22 protein-coding genes and 4 pseudogenes are annotated in these 20,324 nt (G+C 59.9%); 16 read left to right on the top strand and 10 right to left on the bottom strand.

Going from position 1 to position 20,324, the window contains the following annotated elements; genetic code table 11:
* Positions 1–9: 9 nt before the first annotated feature.
* Positions 10–891: a LysR substrate-binding domain-containing protein gene (locus tag AC1VNY_RS18530; protein WP_482406261.1), complete on the bottom strand. Its 882-nt coding sequence runs from the start codon at positions 889–891 to the stop codon at positions 10–12.
* Between the two features lie 160 nt (positions 892–1,051).
* Between AC1VNY_RS18530 and AC1VNY_RS18525 the strand changes: the two genes are divergently transcribed.
* The 7 genes from AC1VNY_RS18525 (at position 1,052) to AC1VNY_RS18495 (ending at position 7,136) form a co-directional block, all read left to right on the top strand.
* Positions 1,052–1,366, top strand: coding sequence for a DUF485 domain-containing protein (locus AC1VNY_RS18525; RefSeq protein ID WP_482406260.1), 315 nt, complete (start codon positions 1,052–1,054; stop codon positions 1,364–1,366).
* Positions 1,363–2,886 carry a solute symporter family protein gene (locus tag AC1VNY_RS18520; RefSeq protein ID WP_482406259.1) on the top strand — a complete coding sequence of 508 codons (1,524 nt, stop codon included), beginning with the start codon at positions 1,363–1,365 and terminating at the stop codon, positions 2,884–2,886. Before AC1VNY_RS18525 ends, AC1VNY_RS18520 begins: the two co-directional genes overlap by 4 nt.
* A gap of 24 nt (positions 2,887–2,910) precedes the next feature.
* Positions 2,911–3,651, top strand: a complete 741-nt coding sequence (locus tag AC1VNY_RS18515) for a haloacid dehalogenase type II (RefSeq protein WP_482406258.1) — start codon at positions 2,911–2,913, stop codon at positions 3,649–3,651.
* Positions 3,652–3,944: 293 nt separating this feature from the next.
* Positions 3,945–4,646, top strand: a complete 702-nt coding sequence (locus tag AC1VNY_RS18510) for a DUF1223 domain-containing protein (RefSeq protein ID WP_482406257.1) — start codon at positions 3,945–3,947, stop codon at positions 4,644–4,646.
* 103 nt (positions 4,647–4,749) lie between these two features.
* Positions 4,750–5,001 carry a pentapeptide MXKDX repeat protein gene (locus AC1VNY_RS18505; RefSeq protein ID WP_482406256.1) on the top strand — a complete coding sequence of 84 codons (252 nt, stop codon included), beginning with the start codon at positions 4,750–4,752 and terminating at the stop codon, positions 4,999–5,001.
* 324 nt (positions 5,002–5,325) lie between these two features.
* Positions 5,326–6,363: an enolase C-terminal domain-like protein gene (locus AC1VNY_RS18500; protein ID WP_482406255.1), complete on the top strand. Its 1,038-nt coding sequence runs from the start codon at positions 5,326–5,328 to the stop codon at positions 6,361–6,363.
* 2 nt (positions 6,364–6,365) lie between these two features.
* Entirely contained in the window at positions 6,366–7,136 is a 771-nt protein-coding gene (locus tag AC1VNY_RS18495; RefSeq protein WP_482406254.1) for a 2-keto-4-pentenoate hydratase, read from the top strand.
* A 69-nt stretch (positions 7,137–7,205) separates the two neighbouring features.
* Here AC1VNY_RS18495 and AC1VNY_RS18490 read toward each other — a convergent pair whose 3' ends face one another.
* From AC1VNY_RS18490 to AC1VNY_RS18465, 6 genes and pseudogenes are all read right to left on the bottom strand, one after another.
* Positions 7,206–7,511: a glutathione S-transferase family protein gene (locus AC1VNY_RS18490; protein ID WP_482406272.1), complete on the bottom strand. Its 306-nt coding sequence runs from the start codon at positions 7,509–7,511 to the stop codon at positions 7,206–7,208.
* Between the two features lie 38 nt (positions 7,512–7,549).
* Positions 7,550–7,699: pseudogene (locus AC1VNY_RS18485) on the bottom strand (thioredoxin domain-containing protein); the annotation flags it as partial.
* A 6-nt stretch (positions 7,700–7,705) separates the two neighbouring features.
* The gene (locus AC1VNY_RS18480; protein WP_482406253.1) at positions 7,706–8,008 is read right to left on the bottom strand and encodes an antibiotic biosynthesis monooxygenase; all 303 of its coding nucleotides are present in this window, start codon (positions 8,006–8,008) and stop codon (positions 7,706–7,708) included.
* 35 nt (positions 8,009–8,043) lie between these two features.
* Complete coding sequence (locus tag AC1VNY_RS18475) at positions 8,044–8,847, bottom strand: SDR family NAD(P)-dependent oxidoreductase (protein ID WP_482406252.1); 804 nt, start codon at positions 8,845–8,847, stop codon at positions 8,044–8,046.
* A 19-nt stretch (positions 8,848–8,866) separates the two neighbouring features.
* Positions 8,867–9,574 (bottom strand): glutathione S-transferase family protein, encoded by a 708-nt coding sequence (locus AC1VNY_RS18470; RefSeq protein ID WP_482406251.1) that lies wholly within the window; start codon positions 9,572–9,574, stop codon positions 8,867–8,869.
* Positions 9,571–10,521, bottom strand: coding sequence for a DMT family transporter (locus tag AC1VNY_RS18465; protein WP_482406250.1), 951 nt, complete (start codon positions 10,519–10,521; stop codon positions 9,571–9,573). The genes AC1VNY_RS18470 and AC1VNY_RS18465 overlap by 4 nt, the downstream gene beginning before the upstream one ends.
* A gap of 230 nt (positions 10,522–10,751) precedes the next feature.
* On the opposite strand from AC1VNY_RS18465, the pseudogene AC1VNY_RS18460 reads away from it, so the two are divergent.
* Positions 10,752–11,270 (top strand): annotated as a pseudogene (locus AC1VNY_RS18460) (DUF1993 domain-containing protein).
* A gap of 23 nt (positions 11,271–11,293) precedes the next feature.
* On the opposite strand, the gene AC1VNY_RS18455 reads toward AC1VNY_RS18460, so the two are convergent.
* Both AC1VNY_RS18455 and AC1VNY_RS18450 read right to left on the bottom strand, forming a co-directional pair.
* Positions 11,294–11,695 (bottom strand): hypothetical protein, encoded by a 402-nt coding sequence (locus AC1VNY_RS18455; protein ID WP_482406249.1) that lies wholly within the window; start codon positions 11,693–11,695, stop codon positions 11,294–11,296.
* Complete coding sequence (locus AC1VNY_RS18450; RefSeq protein WP_482406248.1) at positions 11,692–12,627, bottom strand: alpha/beta fold hydrolase; 936 nt, start codon at positions 12,625–12,627, stop codon at positions 11,692–11,694. The genes AC1VNY_RS18455 and AC1VNY_RS18450 overlap by 4 nt, the downstream gene beginning before the upstream one ends.
* Positions 12,628–12,828: 201 nt before the next feature.
* Here AC1VNY_RS18450 and AC1VNY_RS18445 point away from each other — a divergent pair, with 201 nt between their 5' ends.
* The 3 genes and pseudogenes from AC1VNY_RS18445 (at position 12,829) to AC1VNY_RS18435 (ending at position 14,931) form a co-directional block, all read left to right on the top strand.
* Positions 12,829–13,443: a TetR/AcrR family transcriptional regulator gene (locus tag AC1VNY_RS18445; protein WP_482406247.1), complete on the top strand. Its 615-nt coding sequence runs from the start codon at positions 12,829–12,831 to the stop codon at positions 13,441–13,443.
* A gap of 282 nt (positions 13,444–13,725) precedes the next feature.
* Positions 13,726–14,289, top strand: coding sequence for a sigma-70 family RNA polymerase sigma factor (locus AC1VNY_RS18440; protein WP_482406246.1), 564 nt, complete (start codon positions 13,726–13,728; stop codon positions 14,287–14,289).
* Positions 14,279–14,931: pseudogene (locus AC1VNY_RS18435) on the top strand (NrsF family protein). Before AC1VNY_RS18440 ends, AC1VNY_RS18435 begins: the two are co-directional and overlap by 11 nt.
* Here the strand turns inward: AC1VNY_RS18435 and AC1VNY_RS18430 are convergent.
* The gene (locus tag AC1VNY_RS18430) at positions 14,916–15,368 is read right to left on the bottom strand and encodes a hypothetical protein (protein ID WP_482406245.1); all 453 of its coding nucleotides are present in this window, start codon (positions 15,366–15,368) and stop codon (positions 14,916–14,918) included. The pseudogene AC1VNY_RS18435 and the gene AC1VNY_RS18430 overlap by 16 nt on opposite strands.
* Positions 15,369–15,506: 138 nt before the next feature.
* Here AC1VNY_RS18430 and AC1VNY_RS18425 point away from each other — a divergent pair, with 138 nt between their 5' ends.
* The 5 genes and pseudogenes from AC1VNY_RS18425 (at position 15,507) to AC1VNY_RS18405 (ending at position 19,937) form a co-directional block, all read left to right on the top strand.
* Positions 15,507–16,247, top strand: a complete 741-nt coding sequence (locus tag AC1VNY_RS18425; protein WP_482406244.1) for a response regulator — start codon at positions 15,507–15,509, stop codon at positions 16,245–16,247.
* Positions 16,244–16,537 carry a DsbA family protein gene (locus AC1VNY_RS18420; protein ID WP_482406243.1) on the top strand — a complete coding sequence of 98 codons (294 nt, stop codon included), beginning with the start codon at positions 16,244–16,246 and terminating at the stop codon, positions 16,535–16,537. Before AC1VNY_RS18425 ends, AC1VNY_RS18420 begins: the two co-directional genes overlap by 4 nt.
* 265 nt (positions 16,538–16,802) lie before the next feature.
* Positions 16,803–17,414, top strand: coding sequence for a transglutaminase-like cysteine peptidase (locus AC1VNY_RS18415; RefSeq protein ID WP_482406242.1), 612 nt, complete (start codon positions 16,803–16,805; stop codon positions 17,412–17,414).
* A 203-nt stretch (positions 17,415–17,617) separates the two neighbouring features.
* Positions 17,618–18,879: pseudogene (locus tag AC1VNY_RS18410) on the top strand (OpgC family protein).
* 47 nt (positions 18,880–18,926) lie between these two features.
* A complete protein-coding gene (locus AC1VNY_RS18405) occupies positions 18,927–19,937 on the top strand; it encodes a tetratricopeptide repeat protein (protein WP_482406241.1) in 1,011 nt (336 codons plus the stop codon).
* The last annotated feature ends 387 nt before the right edge of the window (positions 19,938–20,324 follow it).

Raw genomic sequence — 20,324 nt, 5'->3', positions numbered from 1 at the left:
GGGCGCCCCTTAGGCCACGACCGGCGATGGTTGCGATCCTGCAGCGGCCAATTGGTCCGCCAAATAATTGGCGAGCTCGCTTACCACGCGCATGTTACCGCGCCGGCCACTTGAATAGGCAAGTTCGATGGCTGGAAGTTGGGGCAAGCGCTTCCCATGGCGTACGATCCGCAGCGGCGGCGTGACGAGCGCACGCGCAAGAACCGTGATTCCCATACCTTCCGCGGTTGCCGTCTTCAGACATTCAAAACTGGGGCTTACAAAGCTGACGTGCCAGGGGCGCCGGTGTTCCTTCAATTGTCCAATGGCGCAATTGCGGTACGCGCACCCTTCCGGAAATAGCACCAGAGGGATCGACTCTAGATCGTCCGTAATGTGCGCAGGACCGCTCACCCAAACGAGTTGCTCACGCTGCGCAATCGTTCCCAGTTTCGATCCCGCCTCCTGCTTGAAAAACGCCAGATCAAAATCCCCGCGGGCGCTTCTTTTCTGCAGATTTTCTGACTGATTAGCCTCGACTTCGAGGGTGACCATCGGGTGTTTGGCTTTAAATCGAGCCAGCCAAATCGTGAAGTCGCGGCCAAAGAAGTCGAGGGGTACGCCGAGGCGCACGAAGCCCGTCAAAAGATTATCCGACATGGAGGCGCACGCTTCATCATTGAGTTGGAGGATCCGCCGCGCATACTGCATCAAGCGTTCCCCCTCCGGTGTGAGCTGCAGGACCCTTCCCTTCCGGCGCGATAGCAACGGCCGGCCAGTCTGGATCTCAAGTTTCGCAATCTGCTGGCTGATCGTGGATTGCGAGCGCCCGACCGTTTCGGCGGCGCGCGAGAAGCTCATGGAGTCCGCCACGACCAGAAACGAACGCAGGCAGTCAATGTCCAGGTTCACGCCTCGCCTCCATAATCGCGAAACCCGATGATCATGATCACGATTATTCATTTTGTCACTTGTGACGATCCTCGTAAAGACCGAAAGCCCTTCGGTGCATCTCCATAAGGGGAGCGAGCCGAGGGCGGGCCCGGCACAAAGCTGGGCGATGGGAGGAGCAATGGTTGGCGTCGATACACGCATCGAGGCGGCGCATGCGGGCGTCCGAACCTTGGTAGCAGCGAAAATCCGGTTTCTTTTGCCGATGACGATTGCGTACTTCGTCGGTTATATCGGTCTCACGGTCGTCGCGGGCTTCGCCAAAGACCTGATGGCGATGAAAGTCGTCGGCTCGCTCAATGTCGGCTTTACCCTCATTGCGCTGAATTACGTCCTGTCGTGGGTCCTCGCGCTCATTTACGAGCGCGTCGCCAATCGCGTGTTCGATCCCCTCTCGTCGGCCGCCGCCGCTTCGGCACGGGGATCCGCGCGATGAGTGTAACGCTTGTCATTTTTATCTTCATCCTCCTTGTGACGCTCGGTATCACCTATTGGGCCGCGCGGCGAACCACGACGGCCAGCGATTTTTACGCAGCCGACAGTCAGCTAACCGCCGCTCAAAACGGCTTTGCGCTTGCGGGCGATTGGTGCAGCGCAGCTGCCTTCCTCGGCTTCAGCGGGCTGACAGCGCTCTACGGCATGGATGGCGCTTTTTATGCACTCGGTCCTCTCGTCGCCTTCTGTACGGTCTTGTTCTTGATCGCAGAGCCGCTCCGTAACTCAGGCAAGTACACGCTTGGGGACGTGATCCGCAGCCGCATGCAAACTCGCTCGTCGCTGCTTGCGGCCATCACTGGGACGATCGTCGTCAATTTTGCCTATCTGATGCCTCAAATGGCAGGTGCCGGTGTTCTCGTTCGGCTCTTGACAGGGATCTCGTACGACTGGGCGGTGATCTTTGTGGGCGCGAGCATGATCGTTTACGTCGCCTTTGGCGGCATGCTGGCGACCACATGGGTGCAGATCGTGAAGGCCGTTCTGATGCTGGGCGCAGGCGCCGTCGTGCTCGTTTTGGCGTTCTCGCTAGTCCACTTCAATCCACTCTCGTTCTTCGCCGATACGGAAGTAAAGTACGGTGCCGGTTATCTTCTGCCCGGCAACTATCTCAAAAACCCGTTCGACCAGATATCTCTCGGTCTCGGTTACGTTCTCGGCCTCGCGGGCCTGCCCCATGTCATGACACGTTTTTATACGGTGCCTGACGCAAAGACGGCGCGTCGTTCGGTTGTGTGGGTTATGTTCCTGGCCGGTGCGTTCTTCGCGGCCACAACCCTATTCGGCCTCGCCGCGGCCAGCTTCGTGGGCCAGGACGCCATTCGCGCCGCGGACAAGGGCGGTAACCTCGCGCTGCCCCTGCTCGCCCAATACCTTGGCGGTGGAAAAGGCAGCTTTGGCGGGGAACTCATGCTCGGGGTCGTTGCCGCCGTCGCGGTGGCGACGATCCTGGCGGTGGTCTCGGCGCTCACCCTGTCGACATCCAGCAGTATCGCGCATGACTTCTACGTTAACTGGCTGAAAGGTGGCCATGTCGAAGGGCGGCAGGAAGTCTGGATCGCGCGTCTGGCGGCCGTGGTGATCGGAGTTCTCGCCATCGCCCTTGGCATTCTGGCCCAGGGGGTGAATGTCGCGGTGCTCGTCATTCTTGCCATCTGTGTGGCCGCGAGCGCGAACTTTCCCGTTCTGGTCCTGTCGTTGTTCTGGCGACGCTTTAATACCGGCGGCGTCATCTGCGGCATGGCAGCAGGCCTTACCAGCTCCGTCGTGCTGGCGATGATCGGCCCGGCCATGCGCGGCAGCGAGGCGATCTGGCCGCTCGTCAATCCAACGATTGTGTCGCTGCCAATCGGCTTTCTCGGCGCCGTCATCGGTTCGCTGATCACGACCCGCGACACCGAGAATGAAAAGCGGTTCGACGCGTTCCTGTTGCAGGTGCATACGGGCCGCACAGCCGAGTAAGAGAAAGCAAAAGGAAGTTGTCTCGTGACGATAAAAGCAATCGTGTTCGATGCCTACGGAACGCTTTACGATGTCCAATCGGTCGCCGCGATTACCGATCGCGCCTTTCCGGGCTATGGCGAACTTATCACCCAGGTCTGGCGCGTGAAGCAACTCGAGTATACGTGGCTTCGATCACTCATGCGCCGTTACGAGGATTTTTCTGTCATCACGCGGAATTCGCTGTCTTACACGCTCAAGATCCTTGGCTTGAGCTGTGATGACCGGCTTTTCGAAGCGATCATGGAAAAATACGTGCATCTTGATCTCTATCCCGATGCCAAGGACACGTTGGTATCGTTGAAGGGCTACAAGCGGGCTATCCTGTCGAACGGCAGCACGCAGATGCTAACCGATTTGGTCCGGAACACCGGCCTCGAGAATATTCTGGACGCGACAATCAGCATCGATAGCAAGCGCATCTTCAAGCCAAGCCCAGAGGCTTATTCCCTCATCGAACCGCGACTCCACGTCTCGCCGGACGAGGTGCTGTTTGTATCGTCCAATCCCTGGGATGCCGTCGGCGCGAAGGCCGCGGGCTTCACGGTTGCCTGGATCGAAAGGGTAACGCCGGAAGCCATGGCAAAGGCCTGCCTCAAGGCAGACATGATTCCCCCCCTGACGATGTTCAAAGCTCTCCGGATGCAAATGGATGAGCTGGACCTCACCCCGGACTACACGATCAACGGTCTGTCGGGACTGACGCAGATTGTGTCGGCCGACTAGCTCCGTACTCTGAGCGTTGAACGTGTTGTCCCCGCCCTGGCCTTCGCGACAGGATGGCCGCCTTGGGACACAGCGTGCGCCCAGACTCGCCTCATGAAGGCAATAGGGCCCATCGTTGGCACAGGCGATGTCGACTGCAGCCCCCGATCCGCATTTGATCCGATGCGGTTGAGTAAGCACCGGCATCAGCGCCGCAACCAGCAGAGACGTTGTCTTCACCAATTCGTGTGTCTTGGCCTGTAACAACTTCGCCCCGGCAGCGAACTCTAGGAGCCACTAACCTGGAGAGTCCCATGACGTCGCGCATTTTCATTATCGGCGGGCTAATCCTTGGCTTTCTGCCCGCGGTTTCGGCCGCCGCGGAGCGGCCCGTAGTCGTTGAGCTGTTTACATCGCAGGGGTGCTCGTCGTGCCCGCCCGCGAACGCCTTTCTCAACGAGATGACCAAGGGCCGGACGGACGTCCTGCCGCTTGCCTTTCACGTCACTTACTGGGACCGCCTTGGGTGGAAAGACCCCTTCTCCCTGGAAGCGGCGACGTTGCGTCAGGATCGGTACGGCCACCGTTTCGGAGACGGATCCTACACGCCGGAAATGGTGGTTGATGGAGGGGTCGGGCTTGTTGGTTCGCGTCGCGATGAGGTCAATGCCGCGATCGAACAGGCCAAGCGCGAACAAACGACGGCGGCCGAGATTAGCGTGAGCAAGGATGCCGGGAACGTCGCGATCCAGGTTGGAGCCGGTGCGGGGAGCGGCAAGGTCCTGCTCATTGGCTTTGATCACGAGCATACAACGAAAATCGGGCGCGGCGAGAATGGGGGCCGAACGCTTGCCGAGGCGAATGTGGTCCGGTCGGTCCGGCCTGTCGCCGACTGGCTCGGTAAGCCTCTTCAGATACGCGAGCGCTTTCCGGATGGCGACGATGTTGCCGTCGTGATCGAGGCGCACGATGGCCGCATCGTGGGAGCGGCGCGTTTGGCTGGCGGATCGACGTAAGCTGAACAAGAATTCGCCAGAACCGGTAACAACGACCCAAAACCAACGTATGGGGGTTGAGCGGCATCCGCCGCTTTAACTTTCGCATCAAGGATGACGCTCCATGACCGCTCGTTCCCGCCTCGCCTTTGGCCTTTCCGCCGCCGCCCTTTCCTTGAGCCTCGTGCTCGCCCCTTCCGCCTTCGCCCAGGACAAGATCGGCAAGGACGACGGCATGAAAAAGGACTCGATGTCCAAAGACAGCATGAAGAAGGACTCGATGTCGAAGGACGCAATGTCCAAGGACAGCATGTCGAAAGACGGCATGAAGAAGGCCGATGGCATGAAGAAAGATGACGGAATGAAGAAGAACTAAGCGCCGTTCTTCATCTATCCTAGGGGGTCGTGGCCGCACGGGCGGCCGCGGCCGCGAACAACGTATTGCCCCTACATACGGAAGGCCTATGAGGCTATTCCGGCCCTCTCCGTTCGCGCCTGCCAGGGTGAAGTTACGCGCCCAATAAGATAATTCTTGTATTCCCTCGCTTGACGGTCGCCCGCACAGGGCGCATTCTAGATCGTACGCTCCATAATTCTCGCTAGCTGCCAACCGCTCGGACCGGCTGTTGCGGAGATAATTTTGACAAAGTCTGACCTGCCGGTGCTTCGTTCTCTAACGGGCACAGCTGTCAAGCTACCGATGAGACGGCCACTCGGAACCAGCGCGAAGAGCATCGATGAGGCGTGCCTGTTGCTGGTCGACCTCCTGACCGAAGATGGCATCACAGGTCACGCATACGCGTTCTGCTACCAGCCGTCGATCGCGCGAGCTCTTGTGCCCATCGTTGCCGAGCTCAGCGGGCAGCTAGCCGGCCAGCGGCTGCTTCCACTGGACTTGGCACACACGGTTTCGCGTTATTTCCGGCTCCCAGGGGTGACAGGGCCGCTGGCGATGGTGGCATCGTCCGTCGATACGGCCGTCTGGGATGCGCTCGCAAAGGAAGCAGGCGTACCGCTGGCAACTTATCTGGGCGCAGCCTGCCATCCGATCCGGGCCTATAACAGCAATGGGCTGGGGCTGATGGCCCCGGAGGCCGCGGCCGACGAAGCTGAAGCACTATGCGAGGGCGGATTTACCGGTGTAAAGCTCAGGCTCGGGCGGAGCCATTTTGAGCACGACCTTGCGACGGTACGGGCGGTGCGGAAGCGGCTCCCGGACGCCGTGCGGCTGATGGTCGATTTCAATCAGGCCCTCACCTTCTCGGACGCCATGGCCTATGCGCTTACCCTTGATCAAGAAGGCGTATATTGGATCGAGGAGCCGACCCGTCACGACGATTACCGCCATATGGCTCGCATTGCCCAAGCGGCACGGACGCCCATCCAGATTGGCGAGAACTTCACCGGTCTTGCGCCCATGGCCGCCGCCCTGGAAGCCGGGGCTTCCGACTACGTGATGCTCGATCTCGACCGGATCGGCGGGGTTACAGGCTGGCAACGCGCGGCGGGGCTTGCCGCGGCCTATGGCCGGGAAGTTTCCTCACATCTTTTTCCTGAAGTGAGCGCCCATCTGATGGCAGCGACGCCAGGGCGTCATTGGCTCGAATATGTCGATTGGGCGAATCCGATTCTGCAGGATCCGCTTGTCATCAGGAACGGTATGGTCGTTGTTCCGGATCGGACTGGCAATGGTCTCGCGTGGGACAAGGACGCTGTTGCAACGTATCAGCTTGCCTAGGCATGGAACGCGGCAAGGACTTACATCCGGATGCATGGGTAAGATCGCTCGCGGAACGGCAGTGGCACGATTACAAACGCATTGAGCCCGGGAGCGCCTTTGCCGAAGCGGAGCTGTCTTTGACGCTCGCAGAAGCCTACGATGTGCAGGCCGAGCTGGCGAGCCTGCGTTGCGCCGAAGGCGATGCCCTAGCGGGTTACAAGATCGGATGTATCGGTCCCGGAGTGGTTGCGCAATTCGGGATGAGCGGCCCGATCCATGCCCGCCTCTTCAAGGATGAACTCCGTCGTTCGGGAGACACGCTTTCGTACAGTGCTTATGCGAATCTCGCGATTGAAGGCGAGATGGCGCTCCGTATCGGCGCCAATGCGAGCATCGTCGCCGCGTTTCCCGTAATCGAGCTTCACCACTTTGTTTTTCGCGGACCGCAGAAAACGCTTGCCGAGCTCGTCGCGAACAACGGCATCAATGCCGGAGCGGTCATCCCGTATCATCACGCCGCGACGCCACTCTCGCACTGGGCCAACGCGCGATCGCTGCAGGTGAGCATTAATGGACGCCTCATCGATTCCGGCGCTCTGTGGGCGATGGACGGCGGTCCGGAAGAAGCCCTTGGATGGCTGCGAAGCCAGCTCAAACGTTGGGGAGAAGCGGTGGCGCCCGGCGATCTCATACTGGCAGGCACGCCGCTCGGGCTCTATCCGGTCAAGCCCGGCGATCATGTCGTTGTGGCCGTGGACGACGAAAAGCAGGTCGATTGCTTCATCGCCTGAGGATGCTCCACCCATCAATTCATGGGAGTCATGACTACCCTTCGGAAGGCCTCGCGTTGCCGCATCGCTTCATTCCAGCGCCGCAGATGCAGGAATCGTGAATATATCGCCGGTTAAATAGCGCCGGTCCGAAAGCTGTGCATTGAGCATCTGGACGGCCACCAGAGAGAGCTCCTCGGCCCGCGCGATAATCGACGCGTCGCGGCTTTCAGGCGGGGTGCGGATCAGCTGGATGAAGAGCGGACGCAGTGCCGACCAAAACAGGGTGGCCTGCCAGTCCATCCAGCGTTCCGCATCGAAGCGGGCACGGATGTCAGACGGATAGAGCCGCCTTTCCTCATCTTTCCGAGCAAGATAATGTTGTTTGATTCCCATAAACGGAAATCACCATCCTCGATGGCCGGAACAAGACCTGTCGGGTTCAGCGCACGGTAAGCGGGCGTTCCCGTTATTCCAAATTCATTCCCCGCATAGATTCTTTCGAAGTGAAGGCCGAGCTCACCGCAGCACCAGAGTACTTTTTGGATGTTGATTGAATTCGCCCGGCCCCAGATCTTTAGCATGGCCGATTAGACGGGAAGCTTGTCGGCCAATACCGAGGGTCGGCGAATGTCCGGCGGGCTCGCGAGAAGTTCGGCAGCGTTCGCCATAAGGGCGGCGGCCAGGGCGCCGCTAAGATGCGCCGCCCGGCTCGCTTCATCATTGAACGCGTCGAAAATCGCAAACTTCGCTTTGTCGAAGCGCACCGAAAACCACGCAACGGTTCCGGTCTCGGCGGCAACCAGATCGCGCGCTTTTGCCAGGAACGTCGCGACGTCCTCCTCGCGCCCTGGCTTCGCTTTCAATTCCACATATAATGCCACGCTGGTCATTGGCTCGTTGCCTTTTCATAAACCTTGAAAGTCATCTAAAGCGCAGAATGATCGCGGACAGCGTCCGCCAATGCCGGCTTTAGATCCAAGAATCGCTTGTCAAGCGCCGCCGGGTCGTCGCGATTAAGGGCGATCATTTTAGCGCGGGCTTCGCCCCCGCGAATAACCTCAAAAGCGTCTCGCTCTACTCCATCGATAACGGCCTCCGCGACGGCGCTGGCAGGTTCGCGGGTGAAGCCGAGGTCCGGACCCGCGCGATTGGAGCTCATCATCGGCGTTTCCGTCGCACCTGGGTAAACCGTCATGACATGAACGCCCTCGCCTTTCAGTTCCCGCCGAAGCGCCTCCCCAAACTTGGCGAGGCCTGCCTTAACCCCGGCATAGGTCGCGTAGAACGGAGCCGCCACAAGCGCGATACCGGATGTGACGTTGACGACCATCCCCTCGCCGCTCGCCCGCAGCGCAGGCAGGACTGCCCGTGTCAACAGGATCGGCGCGACGAGATCGACCTCGATCATGGCGCGTATTTCCGCTTCGGTGGTGTCTTCGAGACGGCCCGCGCGCACGCCGCCGGCGTTGTTCACGAGCACGTCAAGCCCTCCTAATGACTTGAGCGCTGCGACGAGCGTCGCCTTGCGTCCCTCCTCCGTACTGACATCGGCCGCGATGTGCTCGACGTGACCGTGGTCAGCCAGCCGCTGGGCCGCCTCGCGCAACACCTCCGATCGGCGGCCCGTGATCACGACGCGCGCCCCTCTCTTCAACATCAGTTCGGCGATGGCATAGCCGATACCGCTCGATCCGCCGGTAACCAGTACCTGTTTTCCCTTTAAGTTCATCAGATCCTCCCTTCCGGTGTCAGTTGGTCACCTTTGGGTAGTTGGACGGAAACAAGGCTCGGCGGGTTTCTTCATCCACTTCTTTCTTGAAGGCATGGCCCCGGCCAACGGCTCGTGCTTTGAGCACCGATGGACGTGCATCAATGGCCTTGAACCAGCGATCGAGATTTGGAAACGGCGCGAGCGGCGCGGCATCGCCCGGCAGAACGCGCGGGGCCCGATCGAGCCATCCCCAGGCCGAGATGTCGGCGATCGTGAAGCTCTGGCCGACAATAAACTCGCGGCCTTTGAGATGCGTATCGAGGACCTCGTAATGACGTTCGACCTCGCGTCGATAGCGATTAATCGCGTAAGCCAGCTTTTCTGGCGCCGCATGCTGAAAGTGGACCGCCTGGCCGGAGAACGGGCCGATGCCGGTCGCGATGAAGAAGAGCCAGGACAGAAGTTCGCCCTTGTCTTCCGGTGCACCAAGCAGTTGGCCCGTCTTCTCGGCGAGATAAAGCAAAATGGCGCCGGAATCGAAGACCCGCATCTCCTTTCCGCCGGGACCTTCCGTATCGACGATCGCAGGCACCTTGCCGTTGGGGTTGATCGCGCGAAACGCGGCCGTGTGTTGCTCGCCCTTGCTGGTGTCGATTGGAAAGAGCTCGTAGGCCAGGCCTGTTTCTTCGAGCAGCAGTGCAATTTTCGCCGGGTTTGGCGTGGGATGGTAATAAAATCGGATCATTGGCGTTCTCCCTTTGGGTTTTTGGAATGACTTTGGGCGGCGGCAAACACGACACCAATCGCGATGATGCAGATGGCTCCGGCTGAGATCACCGAGGGCCACTCGCCGAGCACAGGAATCGCAACCGTGGTTGCGGTGACAGGTACCAGCGCGATAATGGCGGCAGCCGCGCGCCCACCGAGCGAGAAGACAGCCTTGTTAAAGGCGAAGATGGCAACGACGCTCATCAGGACTCCCTGATAGATCGCCTGAAACAGCAGCTCCATGCGTGATGCGTGGGCGAAATTGGAAAGACCGAGGCCGACATAGAATGGCAGGTAGAAGATCGCCGACCAAAAGCAGATCAAGGCAGCAGCTTGTAGAGGCGTGAGCCAGGTCAGACGCAGGCGGAGCGTGTAGAGCGCCCACAACACCGCGGCGACGACGAGCGACACACCGCCGGCGGGATCAACGGCGCCCGGCTCCCTCACATAACCGTAGATCAGCGCCAGGAGACCGCCCACAATCATGCCGTAGCCGGCCAACTGCCGCGTTGGCGGGGTTTCACCAAAGAAGCTCCAGGCGATAAGGCCTGCAAAGACGGGCATCAACGTGGGCGTAACGGTGGAAGTCAGCGTCGCGGTCGTGAGCTGAAGGCCGAGCGCGACCAAGAGGATGAACGGCGCCCCCCAAAGAAATGCCAGGACCAGGCCTTGAGCCCAGTCGCGCAGCGGCAGACGGGAGCGACCCATAAGCAGGAACGGGGTCAGGAAGAGTGCGCCCTCCCCAAAACGGAGCGCGATGACGTCCCAGATCCACAATTCGTGCCGCAAGCCTAACCGGGTGACCACGAACCAGCCCGAGAGGATGGCCACCGATAGCCCGGCGCAAATCACACCCCGTGCTATCCGCCACCGGTCCGGAGCGGAAGTTAAAGGCGTCTCATCATGCAAGAGCTGTGATGTCATTATTGAATTTTAGATCATACGATCTAAAATGAATCAAGACGACGACGCATCTGTGATGCGGCCTATTCCGCCTTGACATATATGTTATTCGAAAATGCGTGCTTCCAACGGAGGGCCTGCGTGGCCATAGAGGCACGTGAGCGTCGCCACAACGTCAGCGCAAACGCCCTTGCCCAAACCCGATCAACAGGTATTTGAACCGCGGGCGAACCACTCATCAACACCGGAACATGAGGTTATGCGCATGCAGATCACGATGCATGAAATTGCGACCTCTGGGGCTGGGCGCCTTATCGCGCCACGTCAATGCCGCTGAGATTTTCGCAAGGGCCCACAATATCGAGCCTGCTGCTCTGATCCAGGCGAGACTTTTCCCCGACATGCGGCCTTTCTCCGGGCAGATCCAGCGGGCCAGCGACACCTCGAAGGCCGGCATGGGACGCCTGACAGGAATCGAGACGCCGAGCTTTCGGGATAACGAGCACGATTTTGATGCGCTTCGCTTGTGCGTCTAGAAGACCGTCAGTTTCGTTCAATCCGTGCCAGCGGATATGTTTGCAGACAGCGCCGGTCGCTCGATCGAGTTAAAATTCCGAACGGCAAGCGGCGTCCCAGTTAGCGTGGCCTATGTCACCACGTTCATGCTTCCGAACTTCTTCTTCCACGTCACGGCCTCGCACGACATCTTGCGCCATAACGCGGTGGATGTCGGCAAGCGCGATTTCCTGGGCTCGTTTGAAACGCCGTAAGGCCCCGCCTTCCCGGGAATCCCCTAGCCGGGCGGCGCAGCCGGAACGCGATAAAGCCGGCCCGTGCGGTCGAAATCGTCCACAGTCCACGGTGCGCCTACGCCACCGATCATCCAGCGGAGGATCGCCCATAAATCGCGATCCAGGGTAGCCTCCTCGACCGGCTCCAGTGCGTCGACAATCGCATGGATTTCGAGGCCTGACGGGAACGGCTCGCCGCTGCGGCCGATAAAGATCAACGCGTAGCAGAGTCCGGAGGGCGCTTGTACATATCCCGGCTCCGCAAGGCCAATACGGTCGAGATCGAACGTCTTCACAAAGAACGCGCGAAACTCGGGATAGTGCGCGACACGGTCCTCAGCCAGCGCAAAGGCTAACCGTTTTCCCCGGAGATCCGGCTTCCCGACAACGCTAACGGCGGTCATTGGGCGCGCTCCTGCTTGTCCTGCCGATCCAGAAAGTGCCGGACCAAATCCGCAATTTCGGCGCCCGAGTCTTCTTGCAGGAAGTGTCGACCGGTTACCAACAGCGGACCTTCGGCGTGAGGCAGTATTTGTTTAAACCGGTTGGAGAAGGTTGCGGCATCGAACACCTCGTCTTCGCGTCCCCACACGATCAATGTCGGGAGCTTGGATCGTGATAGCTCCTGCTCCAGCCACTGAAAGCGCTCGAAGGCCCGCGCCTGCTCATCGAGCGGAATCCAGCGCGGCCATACCCAAGTAAGAAGGCGAGAGGCGGGATCCGGTAGCGCTCCTTCATAGGCTGCTTGCGCACCCTTGGCGAACTTCTCGCGGTCGACGACAGACAGGTAAACCCCACGCCCGGCCAGCGCACGGTGCTTGCCGAGGAGGTAAGGCCCAATCAGGGGCGCATGCATCATCCGCCAAGGAAAGATACGGGTGTGAAATTCGGCCGGGGGCAACGGCCACGCCCAGGTGCTCATAATCGTGAGCGCCCGCACGCGGTCCGGGTTGCTCATGGCGAAGGAAAGCCCGGTGGGACCGCCCCAATCGTGGCAAACCAGCATGATTCGTGTGAGATCAAGCTGGCGCATCAGGGCTGTGAGGTTGGCGACATGCCCATCCAGAGAATGCGCCTGCTCCCGCGTGGGCTTTTCGGACAGACCAAAGCCGATCATGTCGGGGACAATGACACGCCGACCGGAACGCACCAGCGGTCCGATCATATCGCGATAGAGGAAGCCCCAGGTTGGGTTGCCATGCAGCAAGACGATGGGATCGCCTTCGCCCTCATCGACATAGTGCATGCGCCAGCCATTCACATCTGCGTAATGCGGCGCGTAAGGCCATTGGGCGCGCAGGGCCTCCGGCAGCATGTTATCCAAGGGCAAAGCCACGAAGTTCCTCCCCAGTCCGGCGTCGGCGTGCCACGTTATATCCGGCAGGCATCGCCGTTATAGATCATACGATCTAGAATGGCTAGGAATGGCTCCAAAATAGGCGTTGACCCGGGCGGTAGCGGAATTGTCAACCCACCGGGCCGGATGCTAGGAAATTGTTCACGCAATCAGCTATTTAAACGTTGGAGGCAGGATAAGATGGCTAGGCCGCGCGAGTTTGACGAAGCTGCTGTTCTCGATGCGGCCATCGAGCGGTTCTGGCTGCGCGGGTACGAGGCGACATCCGTGCGGAATCTCGCTGACGAGATGAATATCGCCGGCGCCAGCCTCTATAATACCTTCGGTGACAAACGTGGATTATACGAGCGTGCGCTGAACAGGTATCTCGATCAAACATTCCGCGAGCGCATTCGGCGGATCGAACCCGCGCGCCCGCCCCGCGAAGCCATCACTGTGTTCCTGCAGGAGATTATCAAGCGCTCGCTGACGGACAAGCAGCGGCGCGGCTGTATGCTGGTCAATTCGGCGATCGAAAGCGCCCCCTTCGATCCTGATTTCCTGGACATCGTCGCGACCTTCCTCGACGAGGTGGAGGCCTTCTTCCTGCGGTGTGTATCCAGGGGCCAAAAGGACGGAACGATCACACGCGCCTACTCGGCGGCGGACCTTTCGAAATCGCTGCTCGGTATCTTGCTCGGCATCCGCGTCCTGGCCCGGGTTCGTCCCGAGCGGGCGCTCCTCGAGGGGCTGGCGCGGCCGATATTCGCCCTGTTGCAGGACAAGGGATCCTCACGGCGCATCAAATCCCGGTAGATTTTGGCTTGGGGCAGGCTCACGTCGTGCAAGCGAGAGACGCCGCCTCCGAAGCGCCGGGCGGCGCGCACCGGGGTCGTCGGGGCGCCGGCGCCGAATCGAGCGGTCCGATCGGCTTTCCGCGGATTGATTATGAAGGCCAATCTCTTTTAATATAACGGTCGCTCCAGAATCGGACGCGATAGCGTGGACCGGACGCCCTTATCGGGCCATAGGCGTGGAGCGGGTTATGCCCCTGTGACCCCCTGCAACAATTCAAGATTTTGCCGTAAGAGGAATTGGATGGTCGCAGCGTCCCAGGACGCCGATTGGACGGAGTGGATGCGCGCGGCTTTGACCGGCGACTCAGGCGCATACCGGCAGTTCCTTCTTTCGGTGACGCCCTATATCCGCGCGGTCGCGCGCAAGCGCTGCCGAAACGTGGGCGCCGCGGACAGCGAAGCCGAGGACATTGTGCAGGAGGTACTATTAACGGTTCATCTGAAGCGCGGGACATGGGATCCGTCGCGCCCGATATCGCCATGGATCAGCGCGATCATCCGCAACAAGGTCATCGACTCCTTTCGGCGGCGCGGCCGAATGGTGCACATACCGATCGACGACGTGATGGATCATTTGCAGGCCGATGCGCCAAAGCAGGATATTGCGGCGCACGAGATCGACGCGCTGCTGGGCCAACTCAAGCTTGCACAACGAGACATCATCCAATCCATTTCAATCAACGGTGATAGCATTCAGGAAACTGCCTCCCGGCTGAAGATGTCGGAAGGCGCGGTGCGCGTCAATCTTCATCGCGCGTTAAAAGCCCTGGGCGCCCTCTATCGGAGGCGCACGCATGAAGACTGAGAATCCCGTTGAAGTGCTCTCGCGCGATTTCCAAAAAACCCGTCCGCTCGGATCGACGCCCAAAACTGCCGCGATGGTTGCCATCGTGATCGCGGCAGGCTTGTTTTTTGCCGCGATCGGATTCCGGCCAGACATCACGGAAGCGCTTGGGAATATTCGCTTCCTGTTCAAGCTCACGATCACCCTGTCCTTAGCTATTACGGCGAGCATCGTCGCCGTGCGCGTTGGACGTCCCGAGGTCAAATCGCGCGCAAGACGCCCCCGTTGCTTATCGTTACCGCCCTGCTCGTCTGTTCGGCCCTGGTGCAGTTGTTGGCGCTCCCGAATAACCAGTGGACGCCGCATCTTGTCGGTCACAATGCGCGATTCTGCCTGACGTTGATTCCGCTGTTGGCGATCGGGCCGCTCGGTTGCTTCCTCGCGGCGCTGCGCAACGGCGCGCCATCCAATCCGGGATTCGCAGGCGCTGTCGCAGGACTCGCCGCAAGTGGGATCGCAGCGACGTTCTATGCAGCAAACTGCAATGACGACAGGCCGCGCTTCGTGGTCGCCTGGTACCCGATGGCCATAGCCCTGGTCAACTTCGCTGGTTACCTCATCGGCCGACGGGTTTTGCGAGCTTGCCTTCAGGCAGCTTCGTGATCTTCCGGTACCTCCAGCTTTCTGTTCTTCGAGCCGCGCTGACGTCTAGGCCCGCGGCGAACGGGCTCCTGTTCGAATGGCCCATCGCTCCCGGTCACGCTTGGCTCCGCCGTTTCCGCCTTGCGTGAGGTCTCGTCAGCGACGGGATCATAGGTTGCCTCCACCGCCGGCGATGACGGTGGAGCGAGTTCTGCGGGAGGCGTACTGCGGGCATTGATGGTAGAAGCGGTATTCGCCTTCCCTTCCCCGTCGGCCTTGACCTTCTCGCGCAGCGCCGCGATCCGTTTATCGGTTTCGGCAACGTCCTTGGCGAGTTCGTCGACGCGACGCTGTGCGTTGGTGACCTGTTCCTCGGCGGCGCGACGCTTGGGACCGACGCCCGGAATGCCGGAAAGGTTGAGGCTTCCTTTGCGGCCCACAAGCTCGTCGTAGGACAAGCGAAGTGGCTGGTTGATTTCGCTGCAAATCTTTTCGCCCTGCAGGGGGTTTCAGCGCCATTGTACCCCTCACGTCGAACGGCCTTAAGTTAGCGTTAAGTTTCGCTTCGCAGGGGAAGCCAAACAGGAGCCTTCCCCATGCGTATCCTCCTTGTCGGAGACGGCCCGTTGCCGCACACGGGTCTCAGAGCCGGCCTGAGCCGGCTTGGCTTCCGTGTCGATAACGCCATGATGAGCGCTGACCGGTCGCATCATCCGCTTCTGTCGAGCTACGATGCGATCGTTCTCGACTTCGCGCGGCTTGATCGGGCAGAGCTGGACCTCATCGCCGCCCACAGAAGCGCAAACGGCGGCGTCCCGATCGTGTTATTAACCGCCGTCGACGACGTCGAAGAGCGCATTCGCTGGTTCAATGCCGGAGTGGATACTTGTCTGGTAAAGCCGTTCGAGTTGGAGGAGTTGGGAGCGCGCCTACGCGCACTTATCCGTCGACGTGAGGACAACAGGCCGGCTGGGGCATCAACGCAAGCTTGGCGCATTGAGGATCGCCCCTTGTCAGAGCTCATGCCGAAGGTTGGAACACTTGCCCGGCGATCCGCTTTGTCGATCGCCGTGCTCGCCGGTCTGGCTTTTTTGGGCACGGTTCGCGCCCATGATCTTCGTGTGCCCTTGACCCCGGCGCAGAGGCAAGCCATTGGCGAAGTCGTAAAGGAGTATCTGCTGCAGACCCGGAGGTGTTGCGGGATGCCAGCATCGAGCTTGAGCGGCGGTCCGAAGAGCAGCAAAAGGCGGGCCAGGCTAAAGCGCTTGCACAGTACCGCAGCCAACTTCTTTCCTCACGCGGGGCTACGATCATCGGAAATCCGAACGGCCGCATGAGTCTGATCGCGTTCTTCGATTATAACTGCCCGTATTGCCGAGCGTCGGTCGGAGACATTCAAAAGCTGGTCGACAATAACCCCGAGCTGCGCGTCGTCCTTCGTGAGTTTCCCATTCTGGGCCCGGACTCTACGGCCACGAGCCGGCTGGCCCTGGCAGTTGCGCGCGAAACCGCCGATACGGGGTTACGCACGCGTTACTATGAAGCCTTAATGAAAGCCAAAGGCTCAATGACCGGAAGCCTTGCATTCACCACGGCAACGAGCATGGAATGGATGGCGCGAGGCTGAAGAGTGATCTGAAAGATCCGGAGATCGACGCCATCTTGCGGGAGAACTTCGCAGCAGCGGAGGCGCTCGGGGTAAACGGACACCCGCATTCATTATCGGCGACCAAGTCATTGTCGGAGCCGTCGGCGCTGATCGAATGCAGTCGACATTATCGGGCGCGACGCCATGAGTCGCGGCAGGCGAAGATTCAAGTTTTAAGCAATAATGTACGGGCCTCGCAAACTCTTCGTGCCATGGATGCTCTCAAGACGCCGTGGAGAGCATCATGGTCAGCAAGGCCGCCAATATCCTGCACACAGGAATTCTCCTTTTCCTTCTTACCGTAAGCGCCGGCGCAGAGAGTGCAAGTGACCGCGCGGCCATCGGCACTGTGGTTTCGTCCCCGATGGGTTGGACGCAATTTTGCACCGACCATCCGGCCGATTGTACGTCGAAAGAGACGATTGCTCGCGATATCGTCATGACGCCGAAAGCGTGGGCGGATCTCTGGCGCGTGAACAAGTACGTCAATGATACGGTGAAACCAATCACGGACGCCGAACATTGGGGCACGATAGAAAAGTGGTCGTATCCTTCCGACGGCTACGGAGATTGCGAAGACTACGCGCTGCAGAAACGGAAGATGTTGATCGACGCCGGTTGGCCGCGAGAATCTCTCCTCATCACCGTAGTGCGAGACCGAAACAACGAGGGACATGCCGTCCTGACCGTCACTACGGACAAAGGCGAGTTCATTCTGGATAACGAGATCACATCCGTCGTTTCGTGGAGTCAGACCGGTTACCGCTACGTGAAACGCCAATCGCAGACCGATCAAAACCAGTGGGTTTCCATCGGCGCGCCAAGTTCGTCTGCCGCGACGGCGACGGCACGGTAGTGATCATCATCGCCCCTCGGCGATCGCTCATGTCAGCGCTCCTCACCAGCCGAATCGGTTGATCATGGACGGACTGACATCCGCGCCAGCCTCATGCCATAGCTGCTATCGCGTGTCGGCAGCAAGGGTACCTTGGGCCCGCCCTTAAGTCTGCCTTAAGCTAGCACTCGCAAACGCCTCCCACATCCAGGGGGAGCGTCTTTATGTCCTATGAAAGCGTGCCATTCGCGAACGCCAACAGCTTGTCAACGGTCGCGGCTCAAGCCGATATGACGCCGACAGTGGCGTCGCGTTCAAGAGACGAGCGGCTCGACTTTTTCCGCGGCATCACGATGTTTATCATCTTTATTGCCCACATGCCCGGCAACAGCTGGAATGGGTTTATTCCGGCCCGCTTCGGCTTTTCATCGGGCGCCGAACTATTCGTCTTTTGCTCGGGCGTCGCCAGCGCAATCGCGTTTGGCGGAACGTTCACGCGACACGGGCTGCTCATCGGGACCGCGCGGATTTGTTATCGCATCTGGCAGGTTTATTGGGCGGAGATCTGCCTCGTTCTTGCGCTCATCACACTCGTGGCAGCGTCAGACGCGGTTTTTGGCCTGAACATACTGCGCGCGCAATTCGGACCCTTACTGGATGAGCCCGCGCGTGCCTTCTTGGGCTCGTGACGCTCACTTGGCAGCCCGACCTTCTCGACATTCTGCCGATGTACATTGCCATCCTGGCCATGGTGCCGATTATGGTCGGGGCGCGCTTGCTTCACCCGTGGCTTCCTTTCGTCGTTAGCGTAGCGCTTTACGCGCTTGTTTGGGCAACCGGTCTCAACCTTCCGGGAAATCCCTGGACCGGGAGCGGCTGGTTCTTGAATCCATTCGCTTGGCAAGTCATCTTCTTCATCGGCTTTGCCATCGGAATGAAGTGGCTGATCGTTCCCCGCCTCGGTTTGCCACCGGTCATGCTGGCACGCGCGATTTTTGTCTTGGCGTCTGTGCCGTTGTCGTTCTGTGTCATTCTTGACCGCTGGCCCGAGCTGAACAGCATCCGCGATCTCTTGTTTGATGCGCGTGAAAAAACCGATTTGCATCCACTGCGTATCGTGCATTTTCTGGCCCTGGCTTAAGTCGTCGTCAGCATCATCGAGCCATGGCGCCCGCGGCTCGGGCGCGGCATCGGCAGCATGCTCACAACCATCGGGCAGCAATCTCTTGCCACTTTTTTGGCGAGCGTCGTGCTCGCCCGATTTGGCGCGACCCTGGCCGAACTTGCCGGCGGCTCGGAGTTCGTCGTTGCGGCGATCAACGTAGCCGCATTCGCGGCGCTTTACCTCGTGGCGCGCACGGTTCGGTGGTTTAAGCGCACGCCGTGGAAGATAGCAGCCCCATCATCGGAGCCCAAAGATCGACCGGACGCGTTTCAGCGCAGCCTTGATTGCCCTCAGTGTTTGCTCATGCGTAGCGCCAATTGAGCCCTTCCTAACATGTTCTTCTATTACACCTCGTCGGATGATGCGCGATGTATGATGACCTATCTGGATACCCTATTGCAGTGGCAAGCCACGAGGTACGCGAGGCGTGGAATGAAGCTGTGGAAGCGATTTTGGCTCATGATCGATCTGCGGCGGACCGCCTTGCCGGCACGATCGCGGCCGATCCGGACTTCGCACTCGCGCACGCAGTAAACGGGCTTTTGTTGTTTTCCTTGGCGCGCGCCGATTTGATCCCCGCCGCCGTCGTTTGCATGGATGACGCGTTGCGCGCCAAATCCGCCCGCGCGACAAGCGATCGCGAAGACAAATTTCTGCAAGCCCTTGAGCAATGGATAATGGACGCGCCGCGACGGGCAGCGGTCATTCTTGAAGACATCCTTGTGTCCTATCCTCGGGACATGCTGGCCGTCAAACTTGCCCACATGCTGCGATTCATGCTTGACGACCAATTGCCGATGTTGACCGTGCTGCAACGCGTTGTGCCTTCATTTGGCCTCGACCATCCGTACGCGGGGTTTGCGCAGGGATGTCTAGCTTTCGCGCTGGAAGAACGGGGTCTCCATGCTGAGGCGGAACGCGTTGGACGTTTGGCCGTCGAGCTCACCCCACGGGACGTTTGGGGGCGGCATGCGGTTGCCCACGTGCTCGAGATGACGGGGCGGGCCGACGAAGGCATCTCCTGGCTCGGGGATCCCAGCCGATGGGCGCATGCCAACAACTTCAGTCTGCACCTTTTCTGGCATCAAGCTCTCTTCCAGATGGAGGCGGGCCGGTTCGCGGAAGCCATCGCTCTCTATGATCGCCGCATGGCCGTCGGGTGCTCGGACGACTATCGCGATATTGCAAGCTGCGCGTCCCTGCTCGCCCGTTTCGAGTATGCGGGCGTTGATGTCGGCGGGCGTTGGGAAGATATTGGCGACCGAGCCGAGCGTCACCAGATGGATGTCCGCCTGGTCTTCGCGGACCTTCATTACGTCTTGGCCTTGCTTGGCGCCGGCCGGGTGAAGAGCGCCGATGCCCTCGCACGGCGGATCTAGACGATTCCTTTACGTGCGGCAGCGACGAGCGCCGGATTGCTGCGCGAATCGGCGGCACCATGGCGTGCGGGTTACTTTCGTTCCAGGCAGGCGATTATGTTGCGGCGGCAAAGTGGTTTTCCGCCGGTCGGTCGACCTTGCTCGACGTCGGCGGCAGCAATGCTCAGCGTGACCTATTTGAGCAAGTCTATATTGACAGCTTGATCCGTAGCGGCGACGAAGAACAAGCCGTAGCCCTTCTTGAGCGCCGGTTATCGGTCAGAAGGGGACGGAGCCGGTTTGCTCTGGAGCGTCTCGGTCGGCTGCAAACGACATCTGCACGGTTAAGCGCCCTGGCCGCTTTGGACGCCTTGTCCCCGAAGTCAACGCGCCACTGATGGCTCGCTT

It is taken from the genome of Bradyrhizobium ferriligni, from assembly GCF_056837965.1.
This window is presented reverse-complemented; position numbering and strand designations above follow the sequence as displayed.

Excerpts from the sequence above, each read along its gene's own strand:
- AC1VNY_RS18525 (WP_482406260.1), top strand. The coding sequence starts at position 1,052 with ATGGTTGGCGTCGATACACGCATCGAGGCGGCGCATGCGGGCGTCCGA.
- AC1VNY_RS18520 (WP_482406259.1), top strand. The coding sequence starts at position 1,363 with ATGAGTGTAACGCTTGTCATTTTTATCTTCATCCTCCTTGTGACGCTC.
- AC1VNY_RS18510 (WP_482406257.1), top strand. The coding sequence starts at position 3,945 with ATGACGTCGCGCATTTTCATTATCGGCGGGCTAATCCTTGGCTTTCTG.
- AC1VNY_RS18505 (WP_482406256.1), top strand. The coding sequence starts at position 4,750 with ATGACCGCTCGTTCCCGCCTCGCCTTTGGCCTTTCCGCCGCCGCCCTT.
- AC1VNY_RS18500 (WP_482406255.1), top strand. The coding sequence starts at position 5,326 with ATGAGACGGCCACTCGGAACCAGCGCGAAGAGCATCGATGAGGCGTGC.
- AC1VNY_RS18495 (WP_482406254.1), top strand. The coding sequence starts at position 6,366 with ATGGAACGCGGCAAGGACTTACATCCGGATGCATGGGTAAGATCGCTC.
- AC1VNY_RS18490 (WP_482406272.1), bottom strand. The coding sequence starts at position 7,511 with ATGGGAATCAAACAACATTATCTTGCTCGGAAAGATGAGGAAAGGCGG.
- AC1VNY_RS18480 (WP_482406253.1), bottom strand. The coding sequence starts at position 8,008 with ATGACCAGCGTGGCATTATATGTGGAATTGAAAGCGAAGCCAGGGCGC.
- AC1VNY_RS18475 (WP_482406252.1), bottom strand. The coding sequence starts at position 8,847 with ATGAACTTAAAGGGAAAACAGGTACTGGTTACCGGCGGATCGAGCGGT.
- AC1VNY_RS18470 (WP_482406251.1), bottom strand. The coding sequence starts at position 9,574 with ATGATCCGATTTTATTACCATCCCACGCCAAACCCGGCGAAAATTGCA.
- AC1VNY_RS18465 (WP_482406250.1), bottom strand. The coding sequence starts at position 10,521 with ATGACATCACAGCTCTTGCATGATGAGACGCCTTTAACTTCCGCTCCG.
- AC1VNY_RS18455 (WP_482406249.1), bottom strand. The coding sequence starts at position 11,695 with ATGACCGCCGTTAGCGTTGTCGGGAAGCCGGATCTCCGGGGAAAACGG.
- AC1VNY_RS18445 (WP_482406247.1), top strand. The coding sequence starts at position 12,829 with ATGGCTAGGCCGCGCGAGTTTGACGAAGCTGCTGTTCTCGATGCGGCC.
- AC1VNY_RS18440 (WP_482406246.1), top strand. The coding sequence starts at position 13,726 with ATGGTCGCAGCGTCCCAGGACGCCGATTGGACGGAGTGGATGCGCGCG.
- AC1VNY_RS18425 (WP_482406244.1), top strand. The coding sequence starts at position 15,507 with ATGCGTATCCTCCTTGTCGGAGACGGCCCGTTGCCGCACACGGGTCTC.
- AC1VNY_RS18420 (WP_482406243.1), top strand. The coding sequence starts at position 16,244 with ATGAGTCTGATCGCGTTCTTCGATTATAACTGCCCGTATTGCCGAGCG.
- AC1VNY_RS18415 (WP_482406242.1), top strand. The coding sequence starts at position 16,803 with ATGGTCAGCAAGGCCGCCAATATCCTGCACACAGGAATTCTCCTTTTC.
- AC1VNY_RS18405 (WP_482406241.1), top strand. The coding sequence starts at position 18,927 with ATGTATGATGACCTATCTGGATACCCTATTGCAGTGGCAAGCCACGAG.